Source organism: Parafrankia soli (genome assembly GCF_001854695.1).
GTDB classification, from domain to species: Bacteria; Actinomycetota; Actinomycetes; order Frankiales; family Frankiaceae; genus Parafrankia; species Parafrankia soli.
Genome location: NZ_MAXA01000216.1, coordinates 51,993 through 76,843, shown reverse-complemented (window position 1 = coordinate 76,843; position 24,851 = coordinate 51,993). Strand labels below are relative to the sequence as shown.

The window sequence follows — 24,851 nt, the reverse complement described above, 5'->3', positions numbered from 1 at the left end:
CTCCATCGCCGCAGCACCAGCACCCGCCGCCCGAAGTCCAGCCGCCCCCCGGGAGCCCCACCTGTTGAGCGATGGCGCGTTAGTCCGGACCGAGAAGTAACGCCGATACTCATAGTCCGCTCGCCTTCTTCCGCCGCACCAGTGCGATGAGAACGGGGGCGCCGATGAAGGCGGTGACGATACCCACGGGGATCTCGCTGGGCCGCATGACGATTCGCCCGAGAACGTCGGAGGCCAGCAGCAGGCTCGGGGCGAGGAGGATGCTGTAGGCGAAGACCCAGCGCTGGTTCGGTCCGACGAACCAGCGGGCCACGTGCGGCACCATGAGCCCGACGAATCCGATGGGGCCCGCGATGGCGGTCGCGCCTCCAGCGAGCAGTGTGATCGCGATGATCGCGAGGACGCGGGTACGGGCCAGACGGACGCCCTGGGCGGCGGCGATCTCGTCGCCGAGAGCCATCGCGTTGAGTGGACCCGACACCGCAAAGGCCAGAATGAGCGCCACGGCGAAGAACGGCAGGACCGGCCACACCACGTCGAGGGGGCGCCCCAGGATCGAACCGGCAGTCCACGACCGCATCGCATCGAACGCGTCCGGGTTGGTCAGCTGAAGTGCCGACCCGGCGCCATCGAGCACCGCGCTGACACAGACCCCGGCGAGCACCATGACTCCCGGCGACTGGCCGCGTCGGGTCGATCCCAGGAGCAAGACCATGATCGTGACGATCAGCGCCCCGGCGAACGCGAACCACATGTAGCCACTGATATCGCGGATTCCGAGCACGCCGACGGCCATGGTCACCGCGAAGGAGGAACCCGCGCCCACGCCGAGGATACCGGTGTCGGCCAGCGGATTGCGCGTCAATGCCTGGATCAACGCCCCCGCGACCCCCAACGCCATGCCTACGACGAGCCCGACGACCGTGCGCGGCAGACGGTAGTCGCGGATCGAGAACTGATCGATGTCGGCCGACGGATGAAACAGCGCATCCCATATCACCGACGGCGCAATCGCCTTCGAGCCAACCAACAGGCTCAGCACCAGCAGTACGAGCAGTGTCACCAGCACTGCGAGCAGACCGACGACGCGCAGTCGAGGTCCGGATGCCGCCGCGGCGGGCACCCGGACCTCGACGTCACTGGTCTGCGCCGTCATCCCGCCGTCGCGAGCGTCGCCAGCGCCTTGTCGAGTGAATCCAGGTACTGAGAGTAGGTTCGATAGCTTCTGGTGAAGCTGACATCGCCGAAGCAGTGGACACCCAGGGCCTTCCCGGATGTCACGGCGGGAAGGGCCTTCCACGCGTTCGAATCCGCCACGGGGACGAAACCTTCCGCGACCTGACCCTCAGCGTCCACGGGGTACAGGAGCACATCGTACTCAGACAGTTCGCCGATCTTCTCGAATGATCGCTCCTCGCCCCCTTCACCCAGATCGGGGATGTCGAGCGGAATGTCCGCGCGAGCTATCTCCGAGCACTGCGAGCCGTTGAGGGTGAACATTCCCGCGTCTTGCCAGGAACCTCTGTTGACTTCGCCGAACGTGGTGTCCTGGATGATCTTCGAGTACTTGCCCTGGAATCCGGCGAGTTTCTCTTCATACTCGGTCTTCTGCTCGTTGAGAGCATCCGTCAGCTCAGTGGCATCCGCGGTCACGGACAGACGGGTCTTCCAGTCCGAGCTGAATCCGAAGAAGATCGTCGGCGCGATTGATTCCAGTTGCGACTTCATCTGCTCGAAGTCGGAGTCAGGTGCGGAGAACAAGATGAGGTCGGGCTTGAGGCTGGCCAGCAGCTCGAGGTCGGCTTCGCTGGCGCCGGAGCCGAGGAGCTTGGCCGCGTTGTACGCGGCCTGCTGCTCCTCGGGCAACAGATCGAGCACGGAAGCGTCCACCTCCGTGACGCCCACTGGCTCGCCGCCGAGGTCGAGGAACGACACGGTTAGTCTCCCGAGCGTTGCAATCCGCTGCGGGTGCGCCGGGATCTCGACCGTGCCGTTGTCGGCCTCCACAGCGCGGGTCGCTCCGACCGCGTCACCTTGATCATTTTTGTCGTCGCTGCCGCACCCCGCGAGGAGGATCGCGGTGCTCAGCAACGCGGCGACAAGGGCCGCGCTGCGGCGTCGTGGTCTGGTAAAGGTCATGGACGCGTTCTTCCTTCTGTTCTTCATTCGAGTGGGGGTGGTGTGCCCCGTTAAATCCGGACAGTCACTATTAAGGTGATCTAGGGTGATGGCGGTGTCGATGACGGTGAACGACCGCTGAACCAGCCCGGTGAGCTCGTCTCGGCGGGTCGCGGTCGCGGAGGCGAGACGGCCGCGCCATTCATGGGACCCGGAGCGAGAGACCTGCAGCCAGGCGCACATCTGGGTGATGGACGGCGCGGGTGTGGCGGTGTTCGTGGTGGTGCGGGCGGCATACTCCGCATCGATGAACTCGAACGTGTCGCTCACCGATGATCCTTGGCGAAGTACGCCGCGGCTTTTTTCGGGAAGGCGTTCTCCATGGCCAGCTCACGGTTCTGCCGTTCGAGTTCGCGTATCCGTGCGTTGTCCGCGGCGGCCGGTGAGGGCGCCTCGCCGGCGTGGGCGCGCCGGTAGGCGGCGACCCAGACTCCGAGTTTTCCCTCGACGATGCCGAGTTCACGTGCGACGTCGGCGATCGGACGAGGCGCCTCGATTACCATCTTTACCACCTCGTCCTTGAATTCAGGCGAGTATTTCCTGCGCTTCTGTGTCAACTATTGCATCTTCCGTGCTGCCCCTAATTCTAGTAGGGGCAGCTACTCGGAAGGAAAGGGGCACCTCAGGGTCAGTTGGTGTCGTTGCGGACGAGTTCGTGGACGGTGGTGCCCCAGYCGACGATGTGCGTCTTTGTGCGGGTGAGCCCTGACCGGGTGATCACGGTGTCCAGTTCCTCGGCGGTGCGTAGACCGGAGCCATGTACCGCGAGTCCGATCAGGTCGGCTTCGCCGTCATGTTCATCGAGGTCGTCGGTGTCGAAGACCTCCTCGACCAGCAGCACCCGCCCACCCGGGAGGAGGTTCTCGGACGCTCGGCGGAGAGCGTGGGCGGCGTCGGCGTCGGGTAGCGCCTTGAAAGCGCGGCTGATGAACACGACGTCCGATTCGGGGCTGGGCTCGAATAGCGACTGCTCGACCACGCTGACCCGTGCCCGCTGCTGCTCGTCGGGGATCGTGACGGGCAGGTCGCGGCGTAGCCAGTCGGCCTGGGCGGGCAGCGCGCAGATCGTGACCCGCAGATCAGGATGAGCGGCGACGAACTCGCGGGCCTGCACGCCCGCGCCACCGGAGTGGATCACCAGGTGCCGGACGCCAGTAAGCAGGTCGGATTTGGCGATCGACATAGCCAGCGCGTGCTGGAACTCGGCCAGACGTTCCAGGTAGCGGTCCTCGTAGTCCTGCTCGGCCCGCACCTCAGCAAAGGTCTGACCCGTGACGGAGGCGTAAGACGACCGGCCAGTGCGGATCGACTCGATGAGTCCGTAGACGCCGAGCATCTCCCGGCCTCCCACCCCGGACGGGTGCAAGGAGTCTGCGACGAACTCGACGGTTAGGACTTCACCCACCGGCGTCAGACCGTAGCGGCCCGGTTCGGTCTCGGTCAGCACGTCCAGGGCATGCAGGTAGCGCAGCAGCTTGCCCAACGCCCGCTCGTCGGCATCCGCCCTGATGGCCAAGTCCGCCACGTTGCTGACACCACGCGAGATCAGCTCGGGAATGCCCAGCTCGACGGCGGTGCGGATCGCGATCGGCGGGACCAGTTCGGTCAGTTGATGGAGCTTCTCGAAGGGAGTGATCGACTTCTCGGGGTCGGGCACCGCTCCGTCGGCCTCCAGGGCAATGACCTCGCCACGACGCCAGTACCCGGTGAACTCGATGTCCTCCTTGGGCACACCCCGGTCCTCGACCAGATGGCGACGCAGATCCCGCACCGCCGAGCGCTCTCCCGCGAACCACGCGAACAGTCGACCGTCCCACCAGCCACTGTTCTTGACCGCGTCCACCAGAAGCGTGGTCGTGCCCGCCTCGGCGCCGCCGCGCACCAACCAGGTCACCTCAACGCGCGGCAGAGCCCTCAGCTCCAGCCGATGAGCGTCTTCGGCGACCTCGACGAACACCTGTGCCCGCGCGTCATCGGGCAACTCGTCAAGCAGGCGGGCGATCGCGGGGATCGCTGTGTCGTCGCCGGCGACAAGAAGCCAGTCCGCGTCTTGCGGCAGCGCCCGCGATGCGCTCGGGCCGTGGATGTGGATGCGGTCGCCGGGTTGGGTGCGGTACGCCCAGGTGCTGCCGACACCGATACCGTGCTTGACGAAGTCCACGTCCAGTTCCCCGGTCGCGGGGTTCCAGCGACGGGCTGTGTAGCTCCTTGACAACGGCCGGGGGTCCCTCGGCAGCTCGAGGCCCTTCTCCTTCTGCACTGGCAGCACCGGCTCGGCCTGATCGGGGTAGCAGAACACCAACCGTATGTCGTCGTCGAAGCCCGTCGAGTCGAACGCCGGCTGCGGGAAGCCGTTCGCCGAGGTGAACGCACGAAGTTGGTCGCCACTCAACGTGACCCGTCRCATCCCCGGCGTCAGGTCCACCACCCGAACCACCTCGACCTCTCGCAGGGTCAGCGGGTGCACTGTGAGCCCACGTGAGGTCTTCGGCATGCTGAGGGAAGCCCCTTCCGGTCGTGTCTGGGGTGAGAAGGCCGCGCCACCAGCGGCGGAGGGCCACTGCTAAGGTACGGTAAACCTCACCCACACCTGGTACGCAGGTCGCCATATAGTTATGACATGATTGGCTCGTCTCCACCGCCGATACCGGGAGCACGGATGGTTCCGGTGGAGCGCCCCAGTCACATGCTGATCTGGGTCCGCACCGGTCGCGCGCGGGTGCTTCTGGACGGCGGACCGGAGTTCTCTCTCGCCGGCGGCGAAGGCATCTGGGTGCCTCAGAGCTACCGAAACCGCACTCTGACGATCACCGAGCCCGGCACGGTCGCTTTCCCCTACTGGCCCGACGCTAGCGTCGGGGCCTGGGCGCTGACCAGTCCGACGCGGTTCGACGTCCCCGATGACTGGCAGGACTGGCTGATCCAGTACTTCAACCTTCAGGTCACACCGTTCACCGGTCACGGGTATTCGCCTGACGGGGTAGCCGATCTCCTCCGTGGTCTCGGCACACGCCCAACCTCACCTCCGCGCGGCGGGGCCACCGCTCCTTCGGCACTGCTCGATCCCCCCACCATGCCGAAGGCCGCCGGGGCGAGAGCAGTGGCCGAGGAACTGATCCGCGACCCCGCGCTCGACCTCACCGTCAAGGAATGGGCGACCCGGGTGCCCTCCAGTCCGCGCACCCTGCTGCGCGAGTTCCTCGCCGATACCGGGCTCACCTTCGAGCAGTGGCGACTGCGCTGCCGGCTGACCGCCGCCGTCGAGTTTCTGGCCGCCGGGTACGACGTCGATCAGGTGGCAGCGCGAGTGGGCTTCGCCAGCCGCGGCGGTTTCCGGCGCGCGTTCCAGCAGCAGTTCGGGCCGACCCCTCACGAGTTCGCCAGGGAGCTCGCCGCCCGCGCTCTCGCCGGCGGCCTGACCGGGCGCGCCAGCGCGGCACGCCAGGCTGACAAGTTCGTGCGCTTGATGCGGCGAGACGGTGCTGCTGCCCATGCGCCCGATCTGCTGCCCGCAGCCCGCACACCCTTGCACGCCACGGACAGTCACGTGCTCAGTTGGATGTATCGCGGCAGCGGTTACCTCGACATCGGCGTTAGGCGTTACGAACGACTGCGTGGCGTCGCGACTTGGATACCGGCGGGAGCCGAGCACATTACTGGGCTTCGCCAGGACTCCATCTCGCTGCCGCTCGGAAACGCCAGCACCGCCGATCTCCAACTGACCGAACCCATCCAGGTGCAGTTCCCGCGAGCGTGGGACGACTACCTGATGTTCTGCTCCATCAGCGCCCGAACCTTGCTGCGTCCGGTCGACTATGACCCGGCCCGCATCATCGACCTGTTCGCCGAGCAGGTCGCCGCGCAGCGGGCACTATCGGTGCCGATGCCCACCGACCCGCGTGGGCGTGAAGCTGCCACGGACTACCTGCGCCGCATCGGGGTCTCTGCTGGATCGACCGACTTCGACCTGCCCGCCGACGTCCACCGAGCGTTCCACGAGCAGACCGGAATGACCTTCGCCCGCTGGCGCTACGCGGCCCGCATGCGCGTGGCTCGCGACCTGCTCGTCGGCGGCGCCAAGCCCAGCGCCGTTGCCCACCGCGTTGGCTACGCTCACCTATCGACCTTCAGCGCCGCCTTCACGCGCTTCCACGGACTCTCACCGCGCGAATACCAAGAGCGTGAGATCGGCACCGCTTGATCAACGCCATGGATGTGAGCTGCCGTTCACCGCGACCATGCGACTCGGTCGCACCCTCACCCTTGACGGGCCACGATTCTGTCTTACTGGGAGACCGACTGGTGATCCAAGGGCGACACCGAAGTCGTTTGTGAGTCGCGGCGGCGCCGGCGGCCAGGCGCTGCAGGTCGATGAGGGCGTCGCGGGCCTGGCCGGCCCAGCACCAGGTCTCGAGGGTGGCCTTCCCTCACCGGCCGGATGCGCTGCCCCCAGTGCAACACAGCCCTCATCGGCACCCGCGCCACCGGCCGCAACCACACCTACCGCTACTACACCTGCCACACCCGCAACCGCTACAACCGCAACGAATGCGACGCCCCCCGCCTCGACGCCGACGCCGTTGACTACGCCGTGCTCACCGCCCTCGCCAGCTTCTACCGCGACAACCAGCAGCTCATCGCCGACGCCGTCACCGAAGCCCAGCGCAGCCACCGCAACGCCCGATCCGACCACACGGCCGAACTCACCACGATCGAGACCGAACTCACCCAAACCGACCAGGCCATCGACCGCTACCTGGGCGCTTTCGAGCGCGGTACCCTCGACGACGAGACCCTCGCCACACGCCTCGAAGCACTACGCACCAAGCAGAAGCAGCTCCGCCAACGGCAGGCCGAACTCACCAACGAGATCGACCACGAACCCGTCATGCCCGCCCGCTCCAGCCTTCGCGCAGTCGCCCGACACATCGAAACGATCATCGAGACAGGCGACGACCTCGGGCGCAAGACCCTCATCGAAGCCTTGGTCGCCGAAGTCAAAGTCACGGGACCTGACCGGCTCATACCGATCTTCAAGGTCCTCGGACCCGACGCTCCAAGGGACATCGCCAACGTAGACACTGGAGACACCAGCCAGCCGAAGCCGACCCAACCAGCCACGTCCCCCGCCCCCCACAGGGGCGCCGCAGCCGTCCTACCAGCCACAACGCCCCCGAAGGGAGCGGTTCGCGCAATGCCTACATTGGTGGGCCGTCAGGGACTCGAACCCTGAACTCACCGGTTAAGAGCCGGTTGCTCTCTGTAGATTGACTTGCCGAGAAGGTCGTCCATGCCGGTCCGCCGTCCAATCTGTGCCGCGAGGATCAAGTGGGGGCCGCGGCGTGACATCGGCGCCGTTGGGCGCTGTGTACCGTGCCCAACCAGGTCATCACGGCGGATACATGTATCCGCCGTGATGGCGTCAGCGTCGATGGATGGTGGTTGGGGCCGCCGTGGCCGTAGCCCCAACCGTGGGCGTCATCCGGTGGCTGCCGCCGGGGCCCCGGGTGTCGACATACGGCGGCGTGCTGGATGGTCTGTCGGCGGCATCCCTGCCGCGCCGTGATGTTGCCGGACCGCAGCTGCGGCCGGAGCCGGGCTTTCAAACGGCCGTGATCGGCCTCGATCCGGTTCTTCTCCTGGGCCGCGTCGACATGGCAGGCGTAGGTACCGGCGGACCGCCAGGACGATCGCCTCGGGAGGGAAGCGGAATCCGGCGAACTCCGACGTCGGAGCCGGTGGACGGACACGCCGTGGGCGCATGACCCGATCATGACCGATCGGCAGCCGGGCGCTGGCGGACTTCGCCGATGCATCAGTGCCCCTGCTTCAGCTCTCGTTCGCTGTCTCCAGCTGTCTGGAGTGAACGGGCTATGACGGCGAAGCCGCTCGCGGCGCAGAACAACATCATCGCGAGCCAGGCGGTGGTGCCGGGGTCGGACCACTCGACGACACCGGTGTCGAGGTCGACCAGTGCGGCGCCGCCGATCGCGAACAGGCCGAACGACGCCTGCGTCAACCCCACAGTGAGAAGTTCGGCGCGTGTCGCTCGGACCGAGACGAGCCACGCGCCCACGCCGCCGGCCAGGAACGTCGCCGCGTAGAGCTGGCCGTGGAACGCGTCGACAGTCCACGGCCAGAACTCGGTGACCTGCTCGGGCGCCGCCAACAGACCGACGGCCTGCCCGGTCATCAGGACGGCGAACAGCCGAAGCCAGTAGCGCCACGCCACCGGAGTCGCGACGCCGGCCGCCCGGGCGCGCCCACGCAGCCGCCACGTGTACCAGAAAGCGCAGACGGGCAGCGCGACGTAGAGGACGAACCAGCCGATCACCGGCAGCGGCCGGTCCGAGAAGGCGAACCTCGACGGGTAGGCAGTCGACACGACGATCACGCACAACGTGAAGACGCCGATCATCGGGGCGACGACCCGAGCCGGCGACCAGCGCCTGGTGGCGAGCAGGCAGGCCACGGCGACCAGCGACGTCAGGTAGATGGCGCCGAGGAACCGGCTGTTGAACAGTGTGAGGTCGTCCCACGGCCACAACCTCGCCGTGAGCTTGTACTGAAACGCCAGGCCGGTGCCGGTGAAGAACAGCACGACGAACTCGATACCGGTCATGGTGAGCAGCGGCCGGGGAACCGGGAAATCGGCCGCTGCGGCGACCGTGGCGGAGTCGTGGTCGGCCTCGGTACGAGGTTCCGACGCGATGTCTGTCATCGGGTCGGCTCATGCGACAGCGGCGCGGGCGCTCCGGGGTCCAGAAAGTCGAGTCTGATCGGCTCGGGCGCCGGCCGGCAGACGCCACACGAGATCGCCTCGTCGACGGCCAACCCTTCCAGCCCACGGCTGGTGGCGAAGGCCTCGAGCAGGAACGGCATCGTTTTCGCGTGGTCCTTGCAGACGCATCGGCCGCAGAATCGGCAGACCGCGTGCCCAGGAAGATTGCACACCCAACAGTTCACGAGCCCGCCTCCAGTTGTGTTGTCGCCAGCTCGATCGATCCCAGTTCGACGGCCGCTTCGAGGAGTTCGGTGTTCGACGGCGGTTCGTCGAGTGGGCCGAAGACGTATTTGCGGCGCAGCACGCCGTCCGGGCCGACCAGGAAGACGCCCTGCTGCATCGCCGTCATCGTGTGGTGGCCGAGCCGTTCGCCGATCGACGGGTTCACCACGTCAAGCCAGAGTGCGTGCATCGTCGTACGGCCCTGGCCGGTGGTGAACGCCCGCGTGAAGCCCCGCACCGAGTTGCGCTGCGCTTCGCCGGCGCCGATGTCCTGCAGGCCGCACAGCCGGTAGGCGGATTTCTCCGGGTCGCACAGGAACGGGAACGGCAGGTCCTTGTCGCGCCAGAACTCGCGGGCAGAATCGACGAGGTTGGGCGCCAGCTGCAGGATCTGCACGCCGGCCCGCTCGAAATCGCCGACCGCCGGCGCCAACCGGGCCATGTACTCCCGGCAGAACGGGCAGTTGTAGCCGCGGGAGAACCAGAGCATCACCACCTGGCCCCGGTAGTCCGACAACGACACCGGCGACGGCCCGCTGACGGTGTCGAGGGTGAACTCGGGTGCCGGGTCGCCGACCTCGATCTCAAGCCAGCGGCCGGCCACCGTGCCCGCCAGCGCCTCGGCGGCACGTGCCGCTTCGTCCGCTTCGGCGGATGCGCGTACGGCGTGGGACAGCCCGAAATAGCGGCACACCACGTCGTCGAACGTCGTCCGGTCCAGCTCCCACAGCCTGGTCCCGCCGACCGACGTGGCCGTCGCGGCGTGGGGCTCGTCGTGCAGCAGTGCGCTCTCGCCGAAGAAGTCCCCGGCGCCCAGGGTTCGCGGCGGCCCGTCGGCGCAGGTCTGTGTCAGTGTGACGGCCCCGCTACGGACCAGGTAGAAGGCCGAACCGGGGTCGCCTTCGGCGACGACGACCTCGCCGTCCACGCAGCTCCGTGCCCGCAGGTGGGCCAGCAGCGTGTCCTTGTCACGGGTGCGGAGGCCGTCGAACAGTGCGAAGCCCTCGAGTTCCGCCCGTTCGTCGGCCCGCGTGTCGTTCTCGGCCCGCCGGGCCAGCAGCGGAGCGAGTCGGTCGGAGAAATCGGCGCCGGCCAGCCGCAACACGTGCACGTCGGTGAGCGCCCGCACGGTCAAGGGCGACCTTGGCAATCCGGGCGGCGGGAAGTAATCGCCAGGGCCGAGCGTGGGCAGCGCACTTCCCGCGCCCGGCCCCGTCCCGGCATTCGCACCCGATTCGACGACCTCGGCCTCGCCGGACAGCACCAGGCAGAAGACCTCGGCGACCTCGTCCGGAGCGACCACCATGGTGCCGGCCCGGAACACCTTCTCGGTGGTCCGCCGCGCCATCCACTGGACGTACGCCTTCCCCAGGTCGGCGACCGGCGGTACGTTCGCGAGCACCGCGACCCGCTCCCGGTAGCGGCGCTCCGCGGCCAACCGGCGCAGCCGCCGGCTCGCCACCACCAGCGACGAGCCACCCCGCCACAGCCGCTGCCCGAGCACGTACAGCAGCGGAAGGGTCAGGAGCAGAACCACCGTGGCGGCAAGGACCCGGCCAAGGCTCGGCACGGCGACCGCGTCGCTCACCATCGTCTTCGCCCGGACCCAGGCGAACCCGGCTGCCAGGACGAGCACGTAGCCGGTGTACGCCGCGGCGGCCAGTCCGAAGATCGTCAAGACGCGTTCGGTGCGGTCGAACCGCTCCCGGCGACGGACCTTGCCGGCGAGCTCCCCCCTTACGAACCCCAGCGCCCTGGCTCGCAGGTTCGGCAGTTCCAGCCAGTCCATCAGCATGTAGTAGCCGTCGAGCTGGATGAGCGGCGTGAGCTGGGCCAGGTTCACGGCCAGGGCAGCGGTGCCGAAGATCGCCACCACTGCCGCCCACGGCGCGTCCGGCGTGGCCACCAGGACGATGCCGGAAAGCCCGGCGAGCACGAACCCGGAGAACGGCCCGGCCCAGGCCGAGACCATGCGCGGCCCGCGCGGCTCCATCCACATGTCCTGGGTGTCGACGAACATCCCAGGCGAGCCGTAGAAGATCGATAGTCCGCCGCGCCGAACCACCCGGCCGTAGGACTTGGCCGCGAAGGCGTGCGCCAGTTCGTGCAGTACGGCGACGACCAGCAGGCAGCCGTACAACGTCGGAACCGTGACGACGAGGGACTGGTCGGCCAGCCCCGACGCCGAGGACGACAGCGACCAGGCCAGCAGCGGCACGCCGAGCACCGCCACCGCGAACATGACGATCTTTGCTGGCCGGGTGAAAAGCACCCACACGCCCCGGTCGTAGGCGCGGCCGACCAGGCCGTCGAGCCCGTGCAGCGGAAACTCGCGCCGGACGAAGGACTTCGCGAACCCGGTGGCGAACGAGCTCACCGGCCGGTGGCGCAGCTGTTCGCCCAACGGCCCGAACACGAACCGGGGCGGGTCGGTCAGCATCTGCCCGACCTTCAGGTTGCGCACGAGGCGAAGGACCAGCGGCAGTGCGAACCGGTGGTACTTCATCATGTAGGCGACGACCAGGTCCTGGACGCTGCGGCTGCCGTCCATCAGCTCGAACAGGTAGAACTCGGCCATCGTGATCTTGCGGTACGTCGCGGCGTCGGGGTTCTGGACGACGACGTACTCCTCGCCCCGCGCGGATCGCAGCTCGCGCCAGATCAGCCCGTTCTGCCGCTTCGGCCGGTAGTGGGCCGGGTTGGCGGCGTCGGCAAGCCGGTCCCAGACCGTGTCTGTGTCTGTGTCTGTGTCCGTGTCCGCGGGTGCCGGCGCGGCCTGCCGCTGCTGGGCCTGCGTGCTGACCGTCATGACAGCAACCCCGCAACCGCGTCACTGATCGGCAGACCGGCCCGCTGCTCGGCGAACCACCAGCCGCCTCGCGGGTTGAGGTCCAGGAACACGTGGTCGCCGTCCGGTGTCACGATCAGGTCGAGCGCCGCGTAGCGCAGGCCGAGGCCGGCGACCAGCCGCACGCAGCGGTGAGCAACGTCGTCGTCGAGACAGTGAGCCGTCATCGGCACGGCGCGCCGCACCCGCCGCACGTCACCGCTGCCCGCCAGCCCCGCCGCCGCGAGGTCGGCGGTAGCGGTCGAGGCGGCGAAGACCTGCTCGTCGACGACCGTCACCCGCAGTTCGAGCCGGCTGTCGAGCAGCGGCTGGAACACGCAGGGCGCGGCGGCCAGCGTCGCCGGCAGCAGGGCGAGGTCGGCGGCGCTCAGGACGCGGGTGAACAGGCTGTGGCGCCGCCCGTCCAGCTCGACGTAGTGGCTGTTCAGCGACTTGGCTATCACCCCGGCGCTGCCGTAGGCGTGGCAGAACGCCAAGGCCTGATCCGGGTCGTTGGTGACCAGCGTGTCCGGCACCGTCAGGCCCTCCTCCGCGGCGTGCTCCAATGATGTGATCTTGTTGCCGGCCCGGCTGCCGGCGTCCGGGTCGTTGACGAACGGCGCCGGGCAGCTCCGCCACCAGCCAGCGAGCGCGTCGGCCCATTCGCCCGTTTCGAACGGTGGCAGGCGCCGGGCCGGTACACCGGTCGGCCCGGCGAGCCCGAACCACACGCTCCGGACCTGCGCCGAGTCGAGGCCGAACACGTCGCCGCCCGTCCGCTTCCCGTCGCCGCGCCAGGTCACCGTGACGTCGGTGGGGAAGTCGTCCGCCCCGAGCAGCCGGCACGGCACACCCCGGGCGAGCAGGGCACGCTCGAGCAGCACCGTGTCCGGGTTGCGCGAATAGGCCAGCAGCAGCACGACCGGCTCCGGTTCCGCCGCTGTCCGGTCAGCCAACGCCGGCATCAGCCTGGCGACCAGGTCCCGCACGTCCACCGCCGCCCGAGCCGGCGACGGCGACGGCGACGGCGACGGTTCGGCTTCGGCGAAGTGGAGCAGGAACGGCCGACTCGGCCGGCTCACTTGTCCGGGTTGCTGCCCGACTCGGGCGTGCAGGAGCAGGTCGGGTTCGTCAGCGAACTGCTTCCGCCCAGCCGGACGCGCGAGATCCGCTCGTCCAGGTCCTGCGCGACGCCGTCAAGGCCGTCCCAGTCCATCGCCGCGAGCGCCTGCACCTCCTCCGGCGTGAACTCGTAGGCATAACGCGCGGAGATGTGCACGACCATTTCCAGTGGATCGGCCTTCAGCCGCTGCCGGAAAGCCTGGTCTGTGGCTGCCTTACCGATGACGAACTGCATTGCCTGGAGTGACATGCGATATTCCTTCCGGGGCGGCGACATGTTTGTTCTGGTAAAAGGGCGAGGCGTGAAGAAGCTGCCGGGCCCGGCTGAGGTGGCCCAGCAGCTCGGGCATCGGCGGCACGTCGTTGGACCATTCGAGGGTGATCGCGCGAACCGGTGCGGCGGCGACGACATCCGCAACCAGCGCCCACACCTGCTCGGGAACGGGACGGCTGTGGCTGTCGTGCCAAGTGCCCGCTTTCGGGCCCCGGGTGCGCAGCTCGCCGCCGGCGACATGTAGTTCGACGACCCGGTCCAGTGGTGCGGCGGCCAGCCACGCATCGACGTCGAAGCCGTAGTTCTGGGCGTTGATCCAGGTGTTGGTGAGGTCGAGCAGCAGGCCGTGGTCGGTGCCGTCGAGCACCTGCCGGACGAACTCGGGTTCGTCCATCGCACCCGGAATTTTGATCATGTAGTCGTACCAGGTGTTCTCGACGAGCAGCGGCCGCCGGACCCGGTCGGTGACGGTCTGCATGTTGCAGCGGACAGCCTGCGCCTGTTCTGCCGTGAAGGCGATCGGAATGCCGTGCATCAGCTCGGTGCGCTGCGCTCCGTCCGACACCGACCCCTGGTCGAGGTGGTCGCTGAACCACACCGGGTCGATCAGGTCCAGGAACGGCTCGAGCCGGTCGAGGTAGGACGTCCGGTACGGCGCGGCGTCGGCCAGCCCCATCCGGATGCCGTGCGCCACGACGGGGAAGGCGCCGGCGATCTCGACCGCCCGGTCCCGCCAGGCCGTCCGGCCGTCCTCGTCGTCCCACTGCATCCGCAGCAGGAACGCGTCGGTCGGCAGTTCGAGGTAGTCGATCTCGTCGTAGTGGGCGAGGTACTGGTCGTGCATCGGCGGTTCGTAGTTCAGCCCGACACCGAGGAAGGGCAGATCGGCGATCATCATGCGGCCGCCGGCAGCAGATCCGAGTCCGGGTAGGCGGCATGGAGGTGGGCGGCGCGCGCCAGGTCGTGGATCGCCTCGTCCAACAGGCCGGCGGCCTGGTAGACCTGCGCCCGCAGTTCGTAGACAGCCGGGTCCTCGGGCACGATCGTCGCGGCGTGGAAGCAGTCGGCCAGCGCCGTCGGCAGGTCGCCCGTTGCCAGCCAGGCGCGGGCCCGCAGCAGGTAGGGGCCGTGGGCGCGCAGCGCGCGGGACCGCACGATGAACGGCCAGTGCGACTGCTCGTGCGCGCTGACGTCGATCGCGGTCGTGCAGTCGGCCGCCGCCGCCTCGGGCCGGCCCAGTGCGAGCAACGCCTCGGCACGCTGCAGGTGCAGTTCGGAGGCGTACTTCTCGCACCGGCCGTCGGCGATGACCCAGCCGAAGTCCTCGACCGCCTCGGCCAGCAGACCGAGCTCCAACCGGGCCCGGGCCCGGAACGCGCGGGCCTCCCAGTCGTTCGGGTCGCGCAACAGGGCCGACTCGGCGTCGGCCAGCGTGCCGTGCGGGTCGCCGTCGAAGTAGCGGGCGATGGCCCGTGCCGTGTAGACGTACGAGACGGGGCCGAGCGCCATCGCCGCCGACGCGTCGGCCTCGGCGCCGGCCAGGTCGAACACCTGGTGCCGGCATACCGACCGGCGGTAGTGCGCGTAGGCCAGCCGGTCGTCGGGCAGTCGGGGATCCGCCTCGATCGCGGCGCTCAGGTCGGCGATGGCCCGGTGGTGGTCACGCACCATCCAGAACGCGATGCCGCGGCGAAGGTAGGTCTCGGCCCGCCGGTCGCCGCCAGCGACAAGCCGGTTGCAGTCGAGCAGGTCGGCCATGTAACCGGCCAGCCTCGACGAGCCCTGCGAAACGCACACGGCGTCCCCTCCCTGGTGACCCGACGTGCCATGTGGCACGAAGGTCACTTTCGGGTTCCGGGGAGGCACCCGAACATCAGGGAAACCCCTAGTGCCGGCCAGCGCCACGCAGTGGTTCGTGAATGGGCCGGTCAGGAACGGAGCGCGGAACCGACGCCGGCTCGGGTGGGGACGCCGAGCTTGGCGAGCACCTTCGTCAGATGGCTCTCGACGGTCTTCTCGCTGACGAACAGCGCGGCGGCGATCTGGCGGTTCGTCTGGCCGGCGGCGACCAGCTCGGCGACCTGACGTTCTCGGGTGCTGAGCGTGCCGGCTGCCACGCTGAGGACGACCGCCTGGGTCTGGTGATGAGCCAGGGTCTGAGCGGCCCGTGCCTGGGTCCGCGTCGACGGTCGACCGCCCCGGGACACCCGCTCGCCGAGCTGGCGCAGCAGCCGGGCCGCCTCGTCCCGGGGACGGTTGGCACCGCACGCGTCGAGTCGGGCCTCGGCCCGGCGCAGCTCGCTGACCGCCCGCGCGTTCTGCCCGTCGGCGGCCAGCGCCCGCCCAGCCACGATCAGCGACCGGCCGAGCTCGATCGGCAGGCCGGCCCGCTCGGCCTCGGCGGCTGAGACCAGCGCCGACGCGGCGGCGGCCGACGACTGTCCCCTGGCGAACTCGACGGCTGCTCTCGCTCGCATCGCCGAGGCCTTCCGTCCCGCGAGCCCACCGCCGGCGTCGGCGGCCGTCCGCTCGGCGAGCACCGCCCAGCCGGCGGCGGCCTCCGGCATCCCGCGAGCCAGTTCGGCCCGCGTGAGCACCTCGTACCAGTACGGCCGAATGGGAGCTTCGATGCGCGGCAGCTCGGCGCCGCCGGCCGCACCCAGTAGTTCATCGACGGCGCGGTCGGGCTCACCGGCCTCGACCAGCGCCTCCGCGAAATAGGAACCGGCCATCACCGAGACGGCGTCAGTCTCCGGGTTGGCCGCCCGCGCTCCCTGCGCGCCCGACCGCAGCGCCTCGGGGAGGTCCCCCGCCAGCGTCGCCGCGGCACACCGCGCCGCCAGCGCCCAGGACAGGAAGGGCAGGTGCGGGGTGAGCAGGCACGCCTCCACCGCGGCTTCGGCCGCCGCCGAGGCCTCCGGCAACCGTCCCCGCAATGTCAGGACCAGCGACCGTGCGACTGCCGTCAGTGTGCCGATGCTGCCCCGGCCGTTGCGCAGCGCCAGCGCGTCGACCCGGTCGAGGTGGCGTAGCGCGTCGGTGAACCGTTCGAGGAACGCCTCGGTCCAGCCCAGCCACGCGAGCTTGTCGAGGTGCGGGGTGACCTGGTCGTCCGAGAGCAGGTCGTAGCGGCGGGCCGCGCCGGCGGCCTCGGCGATCGCGGCCGGGACGTCACCGACCATGTATTCGGCACCCGCCAGCAGTCCGGCCGAGGCGGCCAGCAGCGGGGCGTCGTCGAGCGTGCCAGCGAGCGCGTGCGCTTCCTGCTGCCAGCGGCGCATCCCATCGTATTCACCGGTGTAGAAATGGTCGATGGCAAGCTGAAGCCGCAGCAGACAGCTCTCTCGGGTGCCCGGTTCGGCGCTCGCCACGGCGTCCAACACCAGGGCACGCGCCTCGCCGTGCCGGCCCAGCACGTGGTCGACCGCCGAGCGCAGCGCGACGAGATGAGCCCGCTCGGCACCGAATTCCCGCGGAATCAGACCCATGATCTCGTCGAGTACCACGCGGGCCTGCTGCGGCTGGTAACTCGCGTCGAGTGCGGCAGCCAGCCGGGACAGCAGCTCCAGTCGCCGCAACCCGCCGTCCGCGTCCACGTCGACGTCGGCACTTTGGCCGGGGCTCGACTCACCGCCCGGTAACAGTCTGAGCGCGGCGGCGTACCAGTGCGCGGCGGCTGCCGGCGCGCGTAGCCGGCTGGCCGCGGCCGCTTTGGTCAGCAGCGCGATCGCGGCCTCGTCGCCGGGACGGGCGGCACGCTCGACGTGGTGGGCTCGGGCGGTGGCCGCGGCGCCTCGGGCGGCGAGCGCATCAGCCGCTCGTGCGTGAGCGGCGATCCGCCAGCCCGGCCCGGCGGACATGTAGATGGCGTGGCGCACGATCGGATGCCGGAACGTGAACCGGCGCGGCATCTCGGTCGGTCGCACCACGTCCGCCGCGACCAGCGTGTCGAGTGCTTCGAAGGCGTCGGTTTCGGGGAGCGCGGCGGCCTCGGCGGCCAGGTCCGGCTCGAACACCTCGCCGGCGACAGCAGCGCCCTGCGCGAACCGCCGTACGACCTCGGGCAGCTGTGCGATCTCGGCGCCGACCGCCGCCGTCACCGCCGGCGGCACGTCGTCCGGTCCGTCGAGGCCGGTCGAGGCCGCCGACGCCGGCGGTACGGAGGACGGCCCGGCAGCTGCGGACAGCGGGCGGGTGGGGGTGCGGGTGCGGGTGCGGGCAAGCTGTTCGAGGTAGAACGGGTTACCGCCGCTCTCCCGATACCAGCGACGCCGGACAGCCGGGTCACGGGTCACCGGACTGAGTAGCGAGTCGCTGTCCTCGGGCGACAGCGGGGCAAGCTCCAGTCGAACGCCCACGGTCGCGTGTGAGTTCGTCCCGGCCTGGCCGTCGGTGGCCGCGACAACGGCGGACGCCTCCGCGGCCGACAACGCCGCGGCCAGCGCCTTCGGCACCTGGCGGGGCCGCACCGCGACGACCAGCAGCACCCGCGCCTTCGGCGGCCGGCGGAGCAGGTGAGCGACGAGCTCGACCGACGCGGTGTCGGCCCAGTGCAGGTCGTCCAGGGCCAGCACCAGCGGCCGGTCGGCAGCGAGCAGCTCGAGTAGCGCTCGCGCCGCCCGGTAGGTCTGCCAGCGCTGCATCTCGGAGGTGTTGCCGGTCGGCACGGTCCCGAGCGAGCGCAACGCCGGGAACACGGCGGCCAGCTCGTCGAGCCGGTCAGCGCCGAGCTGGCGCAACCGCGCCGAGGTAGTCGTCGAGCGCATCGACGAGGGCGTTGAACGGAATGTCCTGTTCGAGCTCGGCGCCGTGGCCCCGCAGTACGAGATGGCCACGGGCGTCGGCAAGCTCGGTGAGTTCGCCGATCAGGCGGCTCTTACCGATGCCGGGCTCGCCACGGATCTCCATCCAGTCGAAACCTGGCCGGCGCCGCGCCGAGGCGAGCCGGTCCAACGCGGCGCCCACCGCGGCCATTTCCCGGTCACGCCCGACCAGCGAACCCCGTTCCCCCATCGGGCGATTGTCGTCCCTGCCGGCCAGCGATCCAGTACCCGGGTCGTCGGTGCGACAGGCCCGAGATGGTCGGGACCTAGGAGGTTCCCTGATGTACCCGGTCGCGTCGCCGGCGCCACGCTGTTGTTCATGGCGACCTACATCCTGTGTCACCGACATGAGCCGGCCGAATGCCGGTTCGCGTTCGCGGCCTGGCGCGGGTTCGACAGCCCGTTGCGCCACGGCCGGGCGCTCGCCTCCTGCGGCAGGAACGGCCAGGCCGCCGACGCCCGGCACACGATCTTCTGGACGGTGGAGGCCGCGGACGCCAGCGCCGCACTCGGCTACCTGCCGGCGTACCTGACGTCGCGGACCGAGGTGGTGCACGTCGCCGAGGTGCCGATCCCCTGATCGGAGGACCGGCGTGCCTTGTCCGTGCCAGGGGTTCCCCCGATGTTTTCGCGCTGTCCCGGCACGACAGGTTTGTCCTGGTTCCCACGGCACCGTGGGAACCAGGACCGTGTGAATCAGGGCGTCAATGGAGGCTGATCATGACGACGGCCAGTGAACGGGCTCGACCGGCGACGGGCGGTATCGGGATCGCCGGCGTGTTGCTCGTCGGCGCCGCGGTAGCCGTCTCACTCGGGGTGTACACAAAGACGCACGATCCGGCCGGCCGGCCGTTGTACACGCTCGGTTTCTCCGGCCCGCTGCCGATGAAAGCCTGGTTCACCACGGCCGCCGCGCTGCTGCTCGTGGTGCAACTGACCACGGCACTGTGGATGTGGGGCCGACTGCCCGGTGCCGGGTCGGCTCCGGCGTGGGCGGCGATCCTGCACCGGTGGAGCGGTAGCGCGGCGTTCATCTTCACGTTGCCGGTGGCGTTTCACTGCATCTGGTCACTCGGTTTCGCCACGGCGGACTCGCGGGTGTTCCTGCACAGCCTCGCCGGATGCACGTTCTACGGCGCCTACGCGGCGAAGATGATCGGCCTGCGGACGAAAGGGCTGCCCGGATGGGCACTGCCGGTGCTCGGCTCCGCCGTGCTCACCGCCCTCGTCGTGCTGTGGCTGACGGCGTCACTGTGGTTCTTCACGCGCTCGGGCATCCCGCACGTCTAACCGAGCCATCTCGATCAGCCGAGTCATCTCGATCATCGTTCGGCGTTCAGGTGGGTCGTCGGACAACCGAACACGGAGGGCACTATGTCAGAAGCGGCACACCCGGCGGCCCCGGCGGGGATGCTGTCGCGCCGGGCCGTACCCGGCCTGGTGGCTGTGGTCGCCGGCGTCGCTGGCTACGTCGTCGCGAGCGGCAGCGACGCGGCCGAGCCGAAACCGGCGACGGCGGCCGCGAACGGCGGTGGCGGCGCCGGGGCGGGGGGCGGGCAGCGCCTTGCCGGCCTCGCCGAGGTGCCGACCGGCGGTGGCCTGGTTCTTGACGACGTCGGCGTCGTGCTCACGCGCAGTGCCGGCGACGAGGTGCTCGCGTTCTCGGCCGTCTGCACCCACCAGGGTTGCACCGTCGGCTCGGTGGCGGGCGGCACGATCAACTGCCCGTGCCACGGGAGCAGGTTCGACGCGGCGACCGGGGCACCGGTGGCCGGTCCGGCGAAGGCCCCGCTGGCGCCGGTGGCTGTCGTCGTCCAGGACGACACCGTGTTCACCGCCTGACCTCGAACAACCGGCCCTGACCGGCCCGACCGGCCCGACCTGCCGACCGAAGAAATGGGGAACCGATGAGCCCGGTACCGCTGCGTGTCCGGACGCCCTCCACCCAGGTGATACTGCCCGGCGAACGACTGGCCGTCGTCGGGCGTGGGCGGGACGCGGACGTCGTCGTCGCCGACAGCCGGGTGTCGCGGCGACACGTCGAGCTCGAACCCAGCGGGGACGGGTGGACGGTGCGTGACCTCAGCACCAACGGCATGTGGTGCGACGGGCGGCGGACCGCGACCGTGCGCGTCCAGTTCGACGAGGTCCGAGTGCGGCTCGGCGCGGCCGACGGCCCGGAACTGGTGCTCGTCCCGCAACGCTCGGCGGCCAGACCACCAGCCCAGCCCGGACCGGGTCGCGACGTCGGCGACATGGCGACCGTGTTGGCCGGCGGCGGCCCGCTGGCAGCCGGGCGGCTGCGCCCGGTGGGACCCGGACCAGCCGCCGTCCCGGCCCCGGTCAAGACGGCAGCGCCACCGCGCTGGGCTCGCGCGTTCCCCACCCTGGCGTGGCTGGCGGCAGCCGCCTTCGCCGTCGGCGCACTGATCGCGCTTACCTGATCAACTCTGACAGGGCGTCAGCTGGGTGCGGGCGTCAGCCTCGACATAGGCCATCCCGTCCCACGTCGGAACATTAAGTGAAGTCAGCCACCCACAGAGCGTTCGGCCGGTCCGCGGCGAACTGCCGGTCCACCAGGTCCGCCGGCCTCACCGCGACCGGATCGGCGCGGATGGTCCGGGGCTGGCCCCGCCGAGCGGCGCCCCGGTCAGCCCGGCGGCGCGCATGAGACGCTCGCGCGGCGGCCCGGGAATGGGCGCTGCGCGCCGAGGTCGGGCGACGCGTGCCCTGAAGCGCCCCGGCGTGCGGCCGTGCGACAGCACCCGGTCCAGGAACGCCCCGTGCTGGGGATCGTCGCGTGGAGCGTGGGAGTGTCCGGCTACTGGCTCTTGGTAGACGGCCTGTTCCTGTGGTCGGGGATGATGATCATAGGGCCGGGGGATGATCGTAGGGCCGGGGATGGTGAGGTGGCGGTTCGTATTGTGCCCGGTTCTGTCCACCACCTCTGATCGGGCCTTTTCTCCCCGTTGAGATCAACTAGCACTACAGCCCCAGTGATCGCCGTGTGGTCTCTATGCGTAGATACGGCGTGGCGTGAAGTGGGGGCGGCCACCGCGTGATTCTCCATAGTTTGTGAGAACCAAAGAAGAAGCCGCGGGTGCAAGCGCTCCGGCTCGGCGAGGTGTTCGTCGCGATCGCAGCGGACGGAGACGTCACAGTGCGACAGCACGAGTTCGACGGGAACCGTGCTGCGATACGCACCGCCGCGAGCACGGCAGGCCTCTCCGATTCGAGTAGCGCACAGGGGCGTGCGGTCCGTGGTCAGTAGTGGATGACCGGCTCGCGGCCCAGCAGGTCGGCGTAGTCGCTGGGGAGCTGTCCAGCGACGTCCTCGAACTCGTCCGGACTGATCGACGCCTTCAGCGCCGCGACCACCGCCCGGGCATGCTGGCGAGCATGCGCCTCGTCGCAGCCCTCGCCTTCCCGCTCGGCGACGCGCCGATAGAACTCGTCGAGCCCGAACCGTTCGCCACGGCCGGCTGGCGGCAGCGCCTGGGCGAACGGCGACGGGAGCTGGGAGGCCAGGTCCTTGGTCTCCCCGCCGGACAACCGCTCGCCGAGTACCGACAGAGTCGCCCGCACGGCGGCCTCGGCGTGCTCGACGCTGTCTATCCGGGCGGTCCCGCGAACGGCGGAGACGATCTCGTCCTGCTTCAACAGCTTCACCTCTCCCATCAGCGGCCCGCTCCGAGCGGGCCTGTGGGGTGTCCCGACACCCGGATCTCGGCCTCGGTGGCGGCCATGCGCCGTCAGCTGCTCCTTCCGTCATCGCCCTCCCCGCGGCGCCGTCCGCGAAACCGTCCCGCCTTCGCGGACGGCGCAGTCCTCGCCTGCGCGCGCTGATCACCGACGACGACGGCATCGACAGCGCCGGTCTGCGAGGCGTTCCAGACCTTTGGGCAGGTGTCACCAGCATGCCGATCCGGCGGGAGGGCCGGACCGCGACGGGCGCTCGGGTCTCGCACCCGGGGGGTGTGGTTCGTCATATGTGCTGGGTCGTGCGATGCATGGCCGCGCTGGTCACCGCCTGGCCTTCGGTCGAGATCCGGAGCCGTGCGTCCGGGCTGGGCGACGGTCCGACGGGGTTGGCGCGTAGCGTCCGGACCTCCGAGCGGCGGAGTTCGACCCGCCCGCCGGTCTCGCGGACCTCGTAGACCGGCTGCGGACGGGTGGCGGGGCCCTGGACGACCTCGCCGGAGGCCAACTCGAACTGGCTTCCGTGCCAGGGACAGCGCACGCAGCCGCCGGTGCGCTCGCCCTCGTGTAGCGGGCCTCCCCGGTGGGTACAGCGGTCACTGATCGCGACGACCTGACCGTCGACCCTGGTCAGCAGCACCGGCACCCCATCGATCTCGACCTGCCGCAGTTCCGTGGTGACCTCGCTGGCCGCCAGCACGTCCGTCCACTCGGCCGGCCCCCGCTGGAACGCGGTGGTGTCCACCCCCACCCCCAGCGCGTAGGCGAGGTGACCACCCAACCAGCCGCCGAGGCCGAGGGCGGCCGCACCCGCGAGACTGGCGGCCAGCCCACGCGCGCCGCGACGACGCTGGCGCCATGAGATCGCGTAGCTTGCGAGTCCCACCACGTTGGAAGCGGCGTGGACGAGCCCGACCCGGCGCTCGGCGCCCTTTGTGTCGAGCCAGTCCGACCACCCGGCGAGCGCGGCCGGTCCGGCCGACAGCAGGCCGAGTCCGACGAGCCGTCGCGCGGCCGGGCGGAGGGCGGCGCCACCAGTGGTGTCCAGCATCGTCGCGCTCAGCAGCGTCCCCGCCGGGACGAGGATCGCCGCGGGATGCAGCGGATGCCCGAGCTGCCGGCCGCTGAGCACATCGCGCAACCGCTCGGAGCGCAGCGCCGCCGACCAGAAGCCCGAGACTGCCTCCGCAGGGGCATCAAGCCTCTGCTCTCGCTCAAGCCGATCGAGCAGCCGTTCGGATCCGCGCATGTCGACCTCTTCTCGCACGCTTCACGACCTGGCCAGCTGCGATGCGCCAGCCGCTCGCCACCGGCATCGGCGCTTGCCGGCGAGCCGCTGGCGCCGGGTGGCGTGCAACGGACGCGTACCCGTGCCAAGGCCCGGCACACGTTCCCGTTTGCTTCCGGCGGCTTTCGAACAGACCTGGGTCAGAACGGACGCATCAGCCGTGATGCGGGAGGTGCGGCAATGGCGTCCTCCGACATCGGGCGGGCGGTCGGTGACGAAGGCGGCGCTTGCCCACCTTCCTGACGCATGTCGTCCTGCTGGGCTGTCCTGGCGCCGGCGCGGTGGACATGACGAGACGGCCGGGTATGTCGAGGTCTCTGGCGACCTCCCGCGGCGGGTGAAGGCCGATCTGAAGCGGTTCAAGGCGTTCATCGAGAGCCGCGGCAGCGAGACCGGAGCCTGGCGCGGCCAGGTCGACCGACCTCCTTGCACATCCGGGTGACGGCGCGTCTGCGCGCGCTCGGGGAGGCCCTCTCGCGAGCCAGCGGCGCGCTCATGGTCAAGTGCGACCGCCGCGAGCACGGTCGCCGACCAGGTCCGGAAGTCTTTCGCGGTGATCTCCGGGCCGCCGGAGGCGTCGCGGGCCATGTCCCTCACGGTCCCCCGCCCGCCACGACCGAATCAGGGACCCGTGAGCCGCACCAGCCGAGTCAGGGTCGGGTGCACGTTTCGCCGTGGATCGTGCCCCGTCACGGGGTGAACGGTCGAGTATCCGGGCAGGCTTACCGGTGAACAGAGGGTTTCGGGCCGGCGGCGAGGCGAAGCCTGAGCGCCGCCGTGCGTTTGACGGCCAGCGTCGGGGGGACGCGCCGCAACGAGCGCCCACCCAGGACAAGATTTCGGAGGAAGCTCGATGTCGACGGACGCGATCGTGCTCCTGAAGGCCGACCACAAGGACATCAAGGCCGCCTTCAAGCAGTTCCAGCAGGTGGGAGACAGAGCCGTCACCGCAAAGGGCAAGCTCGTCGAGAAGATCATCGAGCTGCTCACCGTGCACACCTATATCGAGAACGAGGTCATGTATCCGGAGGTGCGGAGCCTTCTGCCCGACCTGGAGGACGAGATCCTCGAGTCGTATGAGGAGCACCACATGGCTGACCTGCTGGCCGTGGAACTCGCCGCTCTTCCGCCCGACGCGGAACGTTTCAGTGCCAAGACGACCGTTCTGATCGAGAATGTGACGCGCCACATCGAGGAGGAGGAAGAGGGCTGGTTCCCCAAGGTCCGGGAGAAGCTCGGTCGCAAGCAGCTGTCCGAGATCGGGGAACGTCTGCTGGAGGCGAAGGAGAAGGCCCCACACAGCCCGGCCCAGCCAAGCGCGATCAAGAAGACCATCGACGCCGTCATCAAGTAGTCGACGGGTTCGTCACCCGCAGTGGAGCGTCATCGCGGACCGTCGGTTCTGCTCGTCGCGGGGCCGCCGCCGACGGGGCGCAGCGGGACGAACCCCGCCGTGCCGGCGAGGGGCCCTTCCTCGTCCCGTCCGGTGCCCCGAGGTTTTAGGGACAGGGGACAGCAGCGGCCGGAGCAGGTGCAGGAACGGCCGGGTAAAACTTCTGCGATGACGCCGCAGCCGGCCGGGCGGTTCCTGGTACCTGTGATCGGCGAGGCCAAGCCGGGGTGAACGGTACAGG

General features: G+C 69.7%; 22 protein-coding genes and 2 pseudogenes. 7 read left to right on the top strand and 17 right to left on the bottom strand.

The window, feature by feature from the left end; genetic code table 11:
• Nucleotides 1–109: 109 nt before the first annotated feature.
• The 4 genes from BBK14_RS18640 to BBK14_RS18625 form a co-directional block, all read right to left on the bottom strand.
• The gene (locus BBK14_RS18640; RefSeq protein WP_083391063.1) at nt 110–1,156 is read right to left on the bottom strand and encodes a FecCD family ABC transporter permease; all 1,047 of its coding nucleotides are present in this window, start codon (nt 1,154–1,156) and stop codon (nt 110–112) included.
• Complete coding sequence (locus BBK14_RS18635) at nt 1,153–2,448, bottom strand: ABC transporter substrate-binding protein (RefSeq protein WP_241831644.1); 1,296 nt, start codon at nt 2,446–2,448, stop codon at nt 1,153–1,155. Before BBK14_RS18635 ends, BBK14_RS18640 begins: the two co-directional genes overlap by 4 nt.
• On the bottom strand, nt 2,445–2,735 hold the full coding sequence (locus BBK14_RS18630; RefSeq protein ID WP_083391062.1) for a transposase: 291 nt from the start codon (nt 2,733–2,735) through the stop codon (nt 2,445–2,447). Before BBK14_RS18630 ends, BBK14_RS18635 begins: the two co-directional genes overlap by 4 nt.
• Nucleotides 2,736–2,806: 71 nt before the next feature.
• Nucleotides 2,807–4,672 carry a siderophore-interacting protein gene (locus BBK14_RS18625; protein ID WP_071064277.1) on the bottom strand — a complete coding sequence of 622 codons (1,866 nt, stop codon included), beginning with the start codon at nt 4,670–4,672 and terminating at the stop codon, nt 2,807–2,809.
• Between the two features lie 192 nt (nt 4,673–4,864).
• Here BBK14_RS18625 and BBK14_RS18620 point away from each other — a divergent pair, with 192 nt between their 5' ends.
• Entirely contained in the window at nt 4,865–6,379 is a 1,515-nt protein-coding gene (locus BBK14_RS18620; protein WP_241831643.1) for an AraC family transcriptional regulator, read from the top strand.
• Between the two features lie 237 nt (nt 6,380–6,616).
• The gene (locus BBK14_RS18615; protein ID WP_235014074.1) at nt 6,617–7,411 is read left to right on the top strand and encodes a recombinase zinc ribbon domain-containing protein; all 795 of its coding nucleotides are present in this window, start codon (nt 6,617–6,619) and stop codon (nt 7,409–7,411) included.
• A 352-nt stretch (nt 7,412–7,763) separates the two neighbouring features.
• Here BBK14_RS18615 and BBK14_RS37155 read toward each other — a convergent pair.
• The 10 genes and pseudogenes from BBK14_RS37155 to BBK14_RS41355 all read right to left on the bottom strand — a co-directional run.
• Nucleotides 7,764–7,841, bottom strand: a pseudogene (locus BBK14_RS37155) (IS6 family transposase); the annotation flags it as partial.
• A 152-nt stretch (nt 7,842–7,993) separates the two neighbouring features.
• Nucleotides 7,994–8,899 (bottom strand): hypothetical protein, encoded by a 906-nt coding sequence (locus BBK14_RS18610; protein ID WP_071064273.1) that lies wholly within the window; start codon nt 8,897–8,899, stop codon nt 7,994–7,996.
• Nucleotides 8,896–9,060, bottom strand: coding sequence for a hypothetical protein (locus BBK14_RS35520; RefSeq protein ID WP_198541332.1), 165 nt, complete (start codon nt 9,058–9,060; stop codon nt 8,896–8,898). Before BBK14_RS35520 ends, BBK14_RS18610 begins: the two co-directional genes overlap by 4 nt.
• A gap of 80 nt (nt 9,061–9,140) precedes the next feature.
• Nucleotides 9,141–11,993 (bottom strand): cyclic nucleotide-binding domain-containing protein, encoded by a 2,853-nt coding sequence (locus BBK14_RS18605; RefSeq protein WP_071064271.1) that lies wholly within the window; start codon nt 11,991–11,993, stop codon nt 9,141–9,143.
• Entirely contained in the window at nt 11,990–13,093 is a 1,104-nt protein-coding gene (locus tag BBK14_RS18600; protein ID WP_071064269.1) for an MvdC/MvdD family ATP grasp protein, read from the bottom strand. Before BBK14_RS18600 ends, BBK14_RS18605 begins: the two co-directional genes overlap by 4 nt.
• Nucleotides 13,090–13,383 (bottom strand): Os1348 family NHLP clan protein, encoded by a 294-nt coding sequence (locus tag BBK14_RS18595; protein ID WP_235014073.1) that lies wholly within the window; start codon nt 13,381–13,383, stop codon nt 13,090–13,092. The genes BBK14_RS18600 and BBK14_RS18595 overlap by 4 nt, the downstream gene beginning before the upstream one ends.
• Nucleotides 13,349–14,305 (bottom strand): MbnB/TglH/ChrH family RiPP precursor modification enzyme, encoded by a 957-nt coding sequence (locus BBK14_RS18590; RefSeq protein WP_071064265.1) that lies wholly within the window; start codon nt 14,303–14,305, stop codon nt 13,349–13,351. The genes BBK14_RS18595 and BBK14_RS18590 overlap by 35 nt, the downstream gene beginning before the upstream one ends.
• Complete coding sequence (locus tag BBK14_RS18585) at nt 14,302–15,204, bottom strand: tetratricopeptide repeat protein (RefSeq protein WP_241831642.1); 903 nt, start codon at nt 15,202–15,204, stop codon at nt 14,302–14,304. The genes BBK14_RS18590 and BBK14_RS18585 overlap by 4 nt, the downstream gene beginning before the upstream one ends.
• A 131-nt stretch (nt 15,205–15,335) precedes the next feature.
• Nucleotides 15,336–18,173 carry a helix-turn-helix transcriptional regulator gene (locus BBK14_RS41360; protein WP_275078501.1) on the bottom strand — a complete coding sequence of 946 codons (2,838 nt, stop codon included), beginning with the start codon at nt 18,171–18,173 and terminating at the stop codon, nt 15,336–15,338.
• A complete protein-coding gene (locus BBK14_RS41355; protein WP_275078500.1) occupies nt 18,127–18,420 on the bottom strand; it encodes an AAA family ATPase in 294 nt (97 codons plus the stop codon). The genes BBK14_RS41360 and BBK14_RS41355 overlap by 47 nt, the downstream gene beginning before the upstream one ends.
• A 129-nt stretch (nt 18,421–18,549) precedes the next feature.
• Here BBK14_RS41355 and BBK14_RS18575 point away from each other — a divergent pair, with 129 nt between their 5' ends.
• The 4 genes from BBK14_RS18575 (at nt 18,550) to BBK14_RS18560 (ending at nt 20,674) form a co-directional block, all read left to right on the top strand.
• A complete protein-coding gene (locus BBK14_RS18575; RefSeq protein WP_071064261.1) occupies nt 18,550–18,810 on the top strand; it encodes a hypothetical protein in 261 nt (86 codons plus the stop codon).
• Between the two features lie 140 nt (nt 18,811–18,950).
• Nucleotides 18,951–19,520 (top strand): DUF6529 family protein, encoded by a 570-nt coding sequence (locus BBK14_RS18570; protein ID WP_071064259.1) that lies wholly within the window; start codon nt 18,951–18,953, stop codon nt 19,518–19,520.
• Nucleotides 19,521–19,604: 84 nt separating this feature from the next.
• Nucleotides 19,605–20,072, top strand: a complete 468-nt coding sequence (locus tag BBK14_RS18565) for a Rieske (2Fe-2S) protein (protein WP_071064256.1) — start codon at nt 19,605–19,607, stop codon at nt 20,070–20,072.
• A gap of 65 nt (nt 20,073–20,137) precedes the next feature.
• Nucleotides 20,138–20,674 carry an FHA domain-containing protein gene (locus BBK14_RS18560; RefSeq protein WP_071064254.1) on the top strand — a complete coding sequence of 179 codons (537 nt, stop codon included), beginning with the start codon at nt 20,138–20,140 and terminating at the stop codon, nt 20,672–20,674.
• A gap of 42 nt (nt 20,675–20,716) precedes the next feature.
• Here BBK14_RS18560 and BBK14_RS40270 read toward each other — a convergent pair.
• The 3 genes and pseudogenes from BBK14_RS40270 to BBK14_RS18550 all read right to left on the bottom strand — a co-directional run.
• Nucleotides 20,717–20,908, bottom strand: a pseudogene (locus BBK14_RS40270) (IS3 family transposase); the annotation flags it as partial.
• 586 nt (nt 20,909–21,494) lie between these two features.
• Entirely contained in the window at nt 21,495–21,908 is a 414-nt protein-coding gene (locus BBK14_RS18555; protein ID WP_020461522.1) for a DUF2267 domain-containing protein, read from the bottom strand.
• A 307-nt stretch (nt 21,909–22,215) separates the two neighbouring features.
• Entirely contained in the window at nt 22,216–23,178 is a 963-nt protein-coding gene (locus BBK14_RS18550) for a Rieske (2Fe-2S) protein (protein WP_071064252.1), read from the bottom strand.
• A gap of 892 nt (nt 23,179–24,070) precedes the next feature.
• Here BBK14_RS18550 and BBK14_RS18545 point away from each other — a divergent pair.
• Nucleotides 24,071–24,571 (top strand): hemerythrin domain-containing protein, encoded by a 501-nt coding sequence (locus BBK14_RS18545; RefSeq protein ID WP_071064250.1) that lies wholly within the window; start codon nt 24,071–24,073, stop codon nt 24,569–24,571.
• Nucleotides 24,572–24,851: the final 280 nt, after the last annotated feature.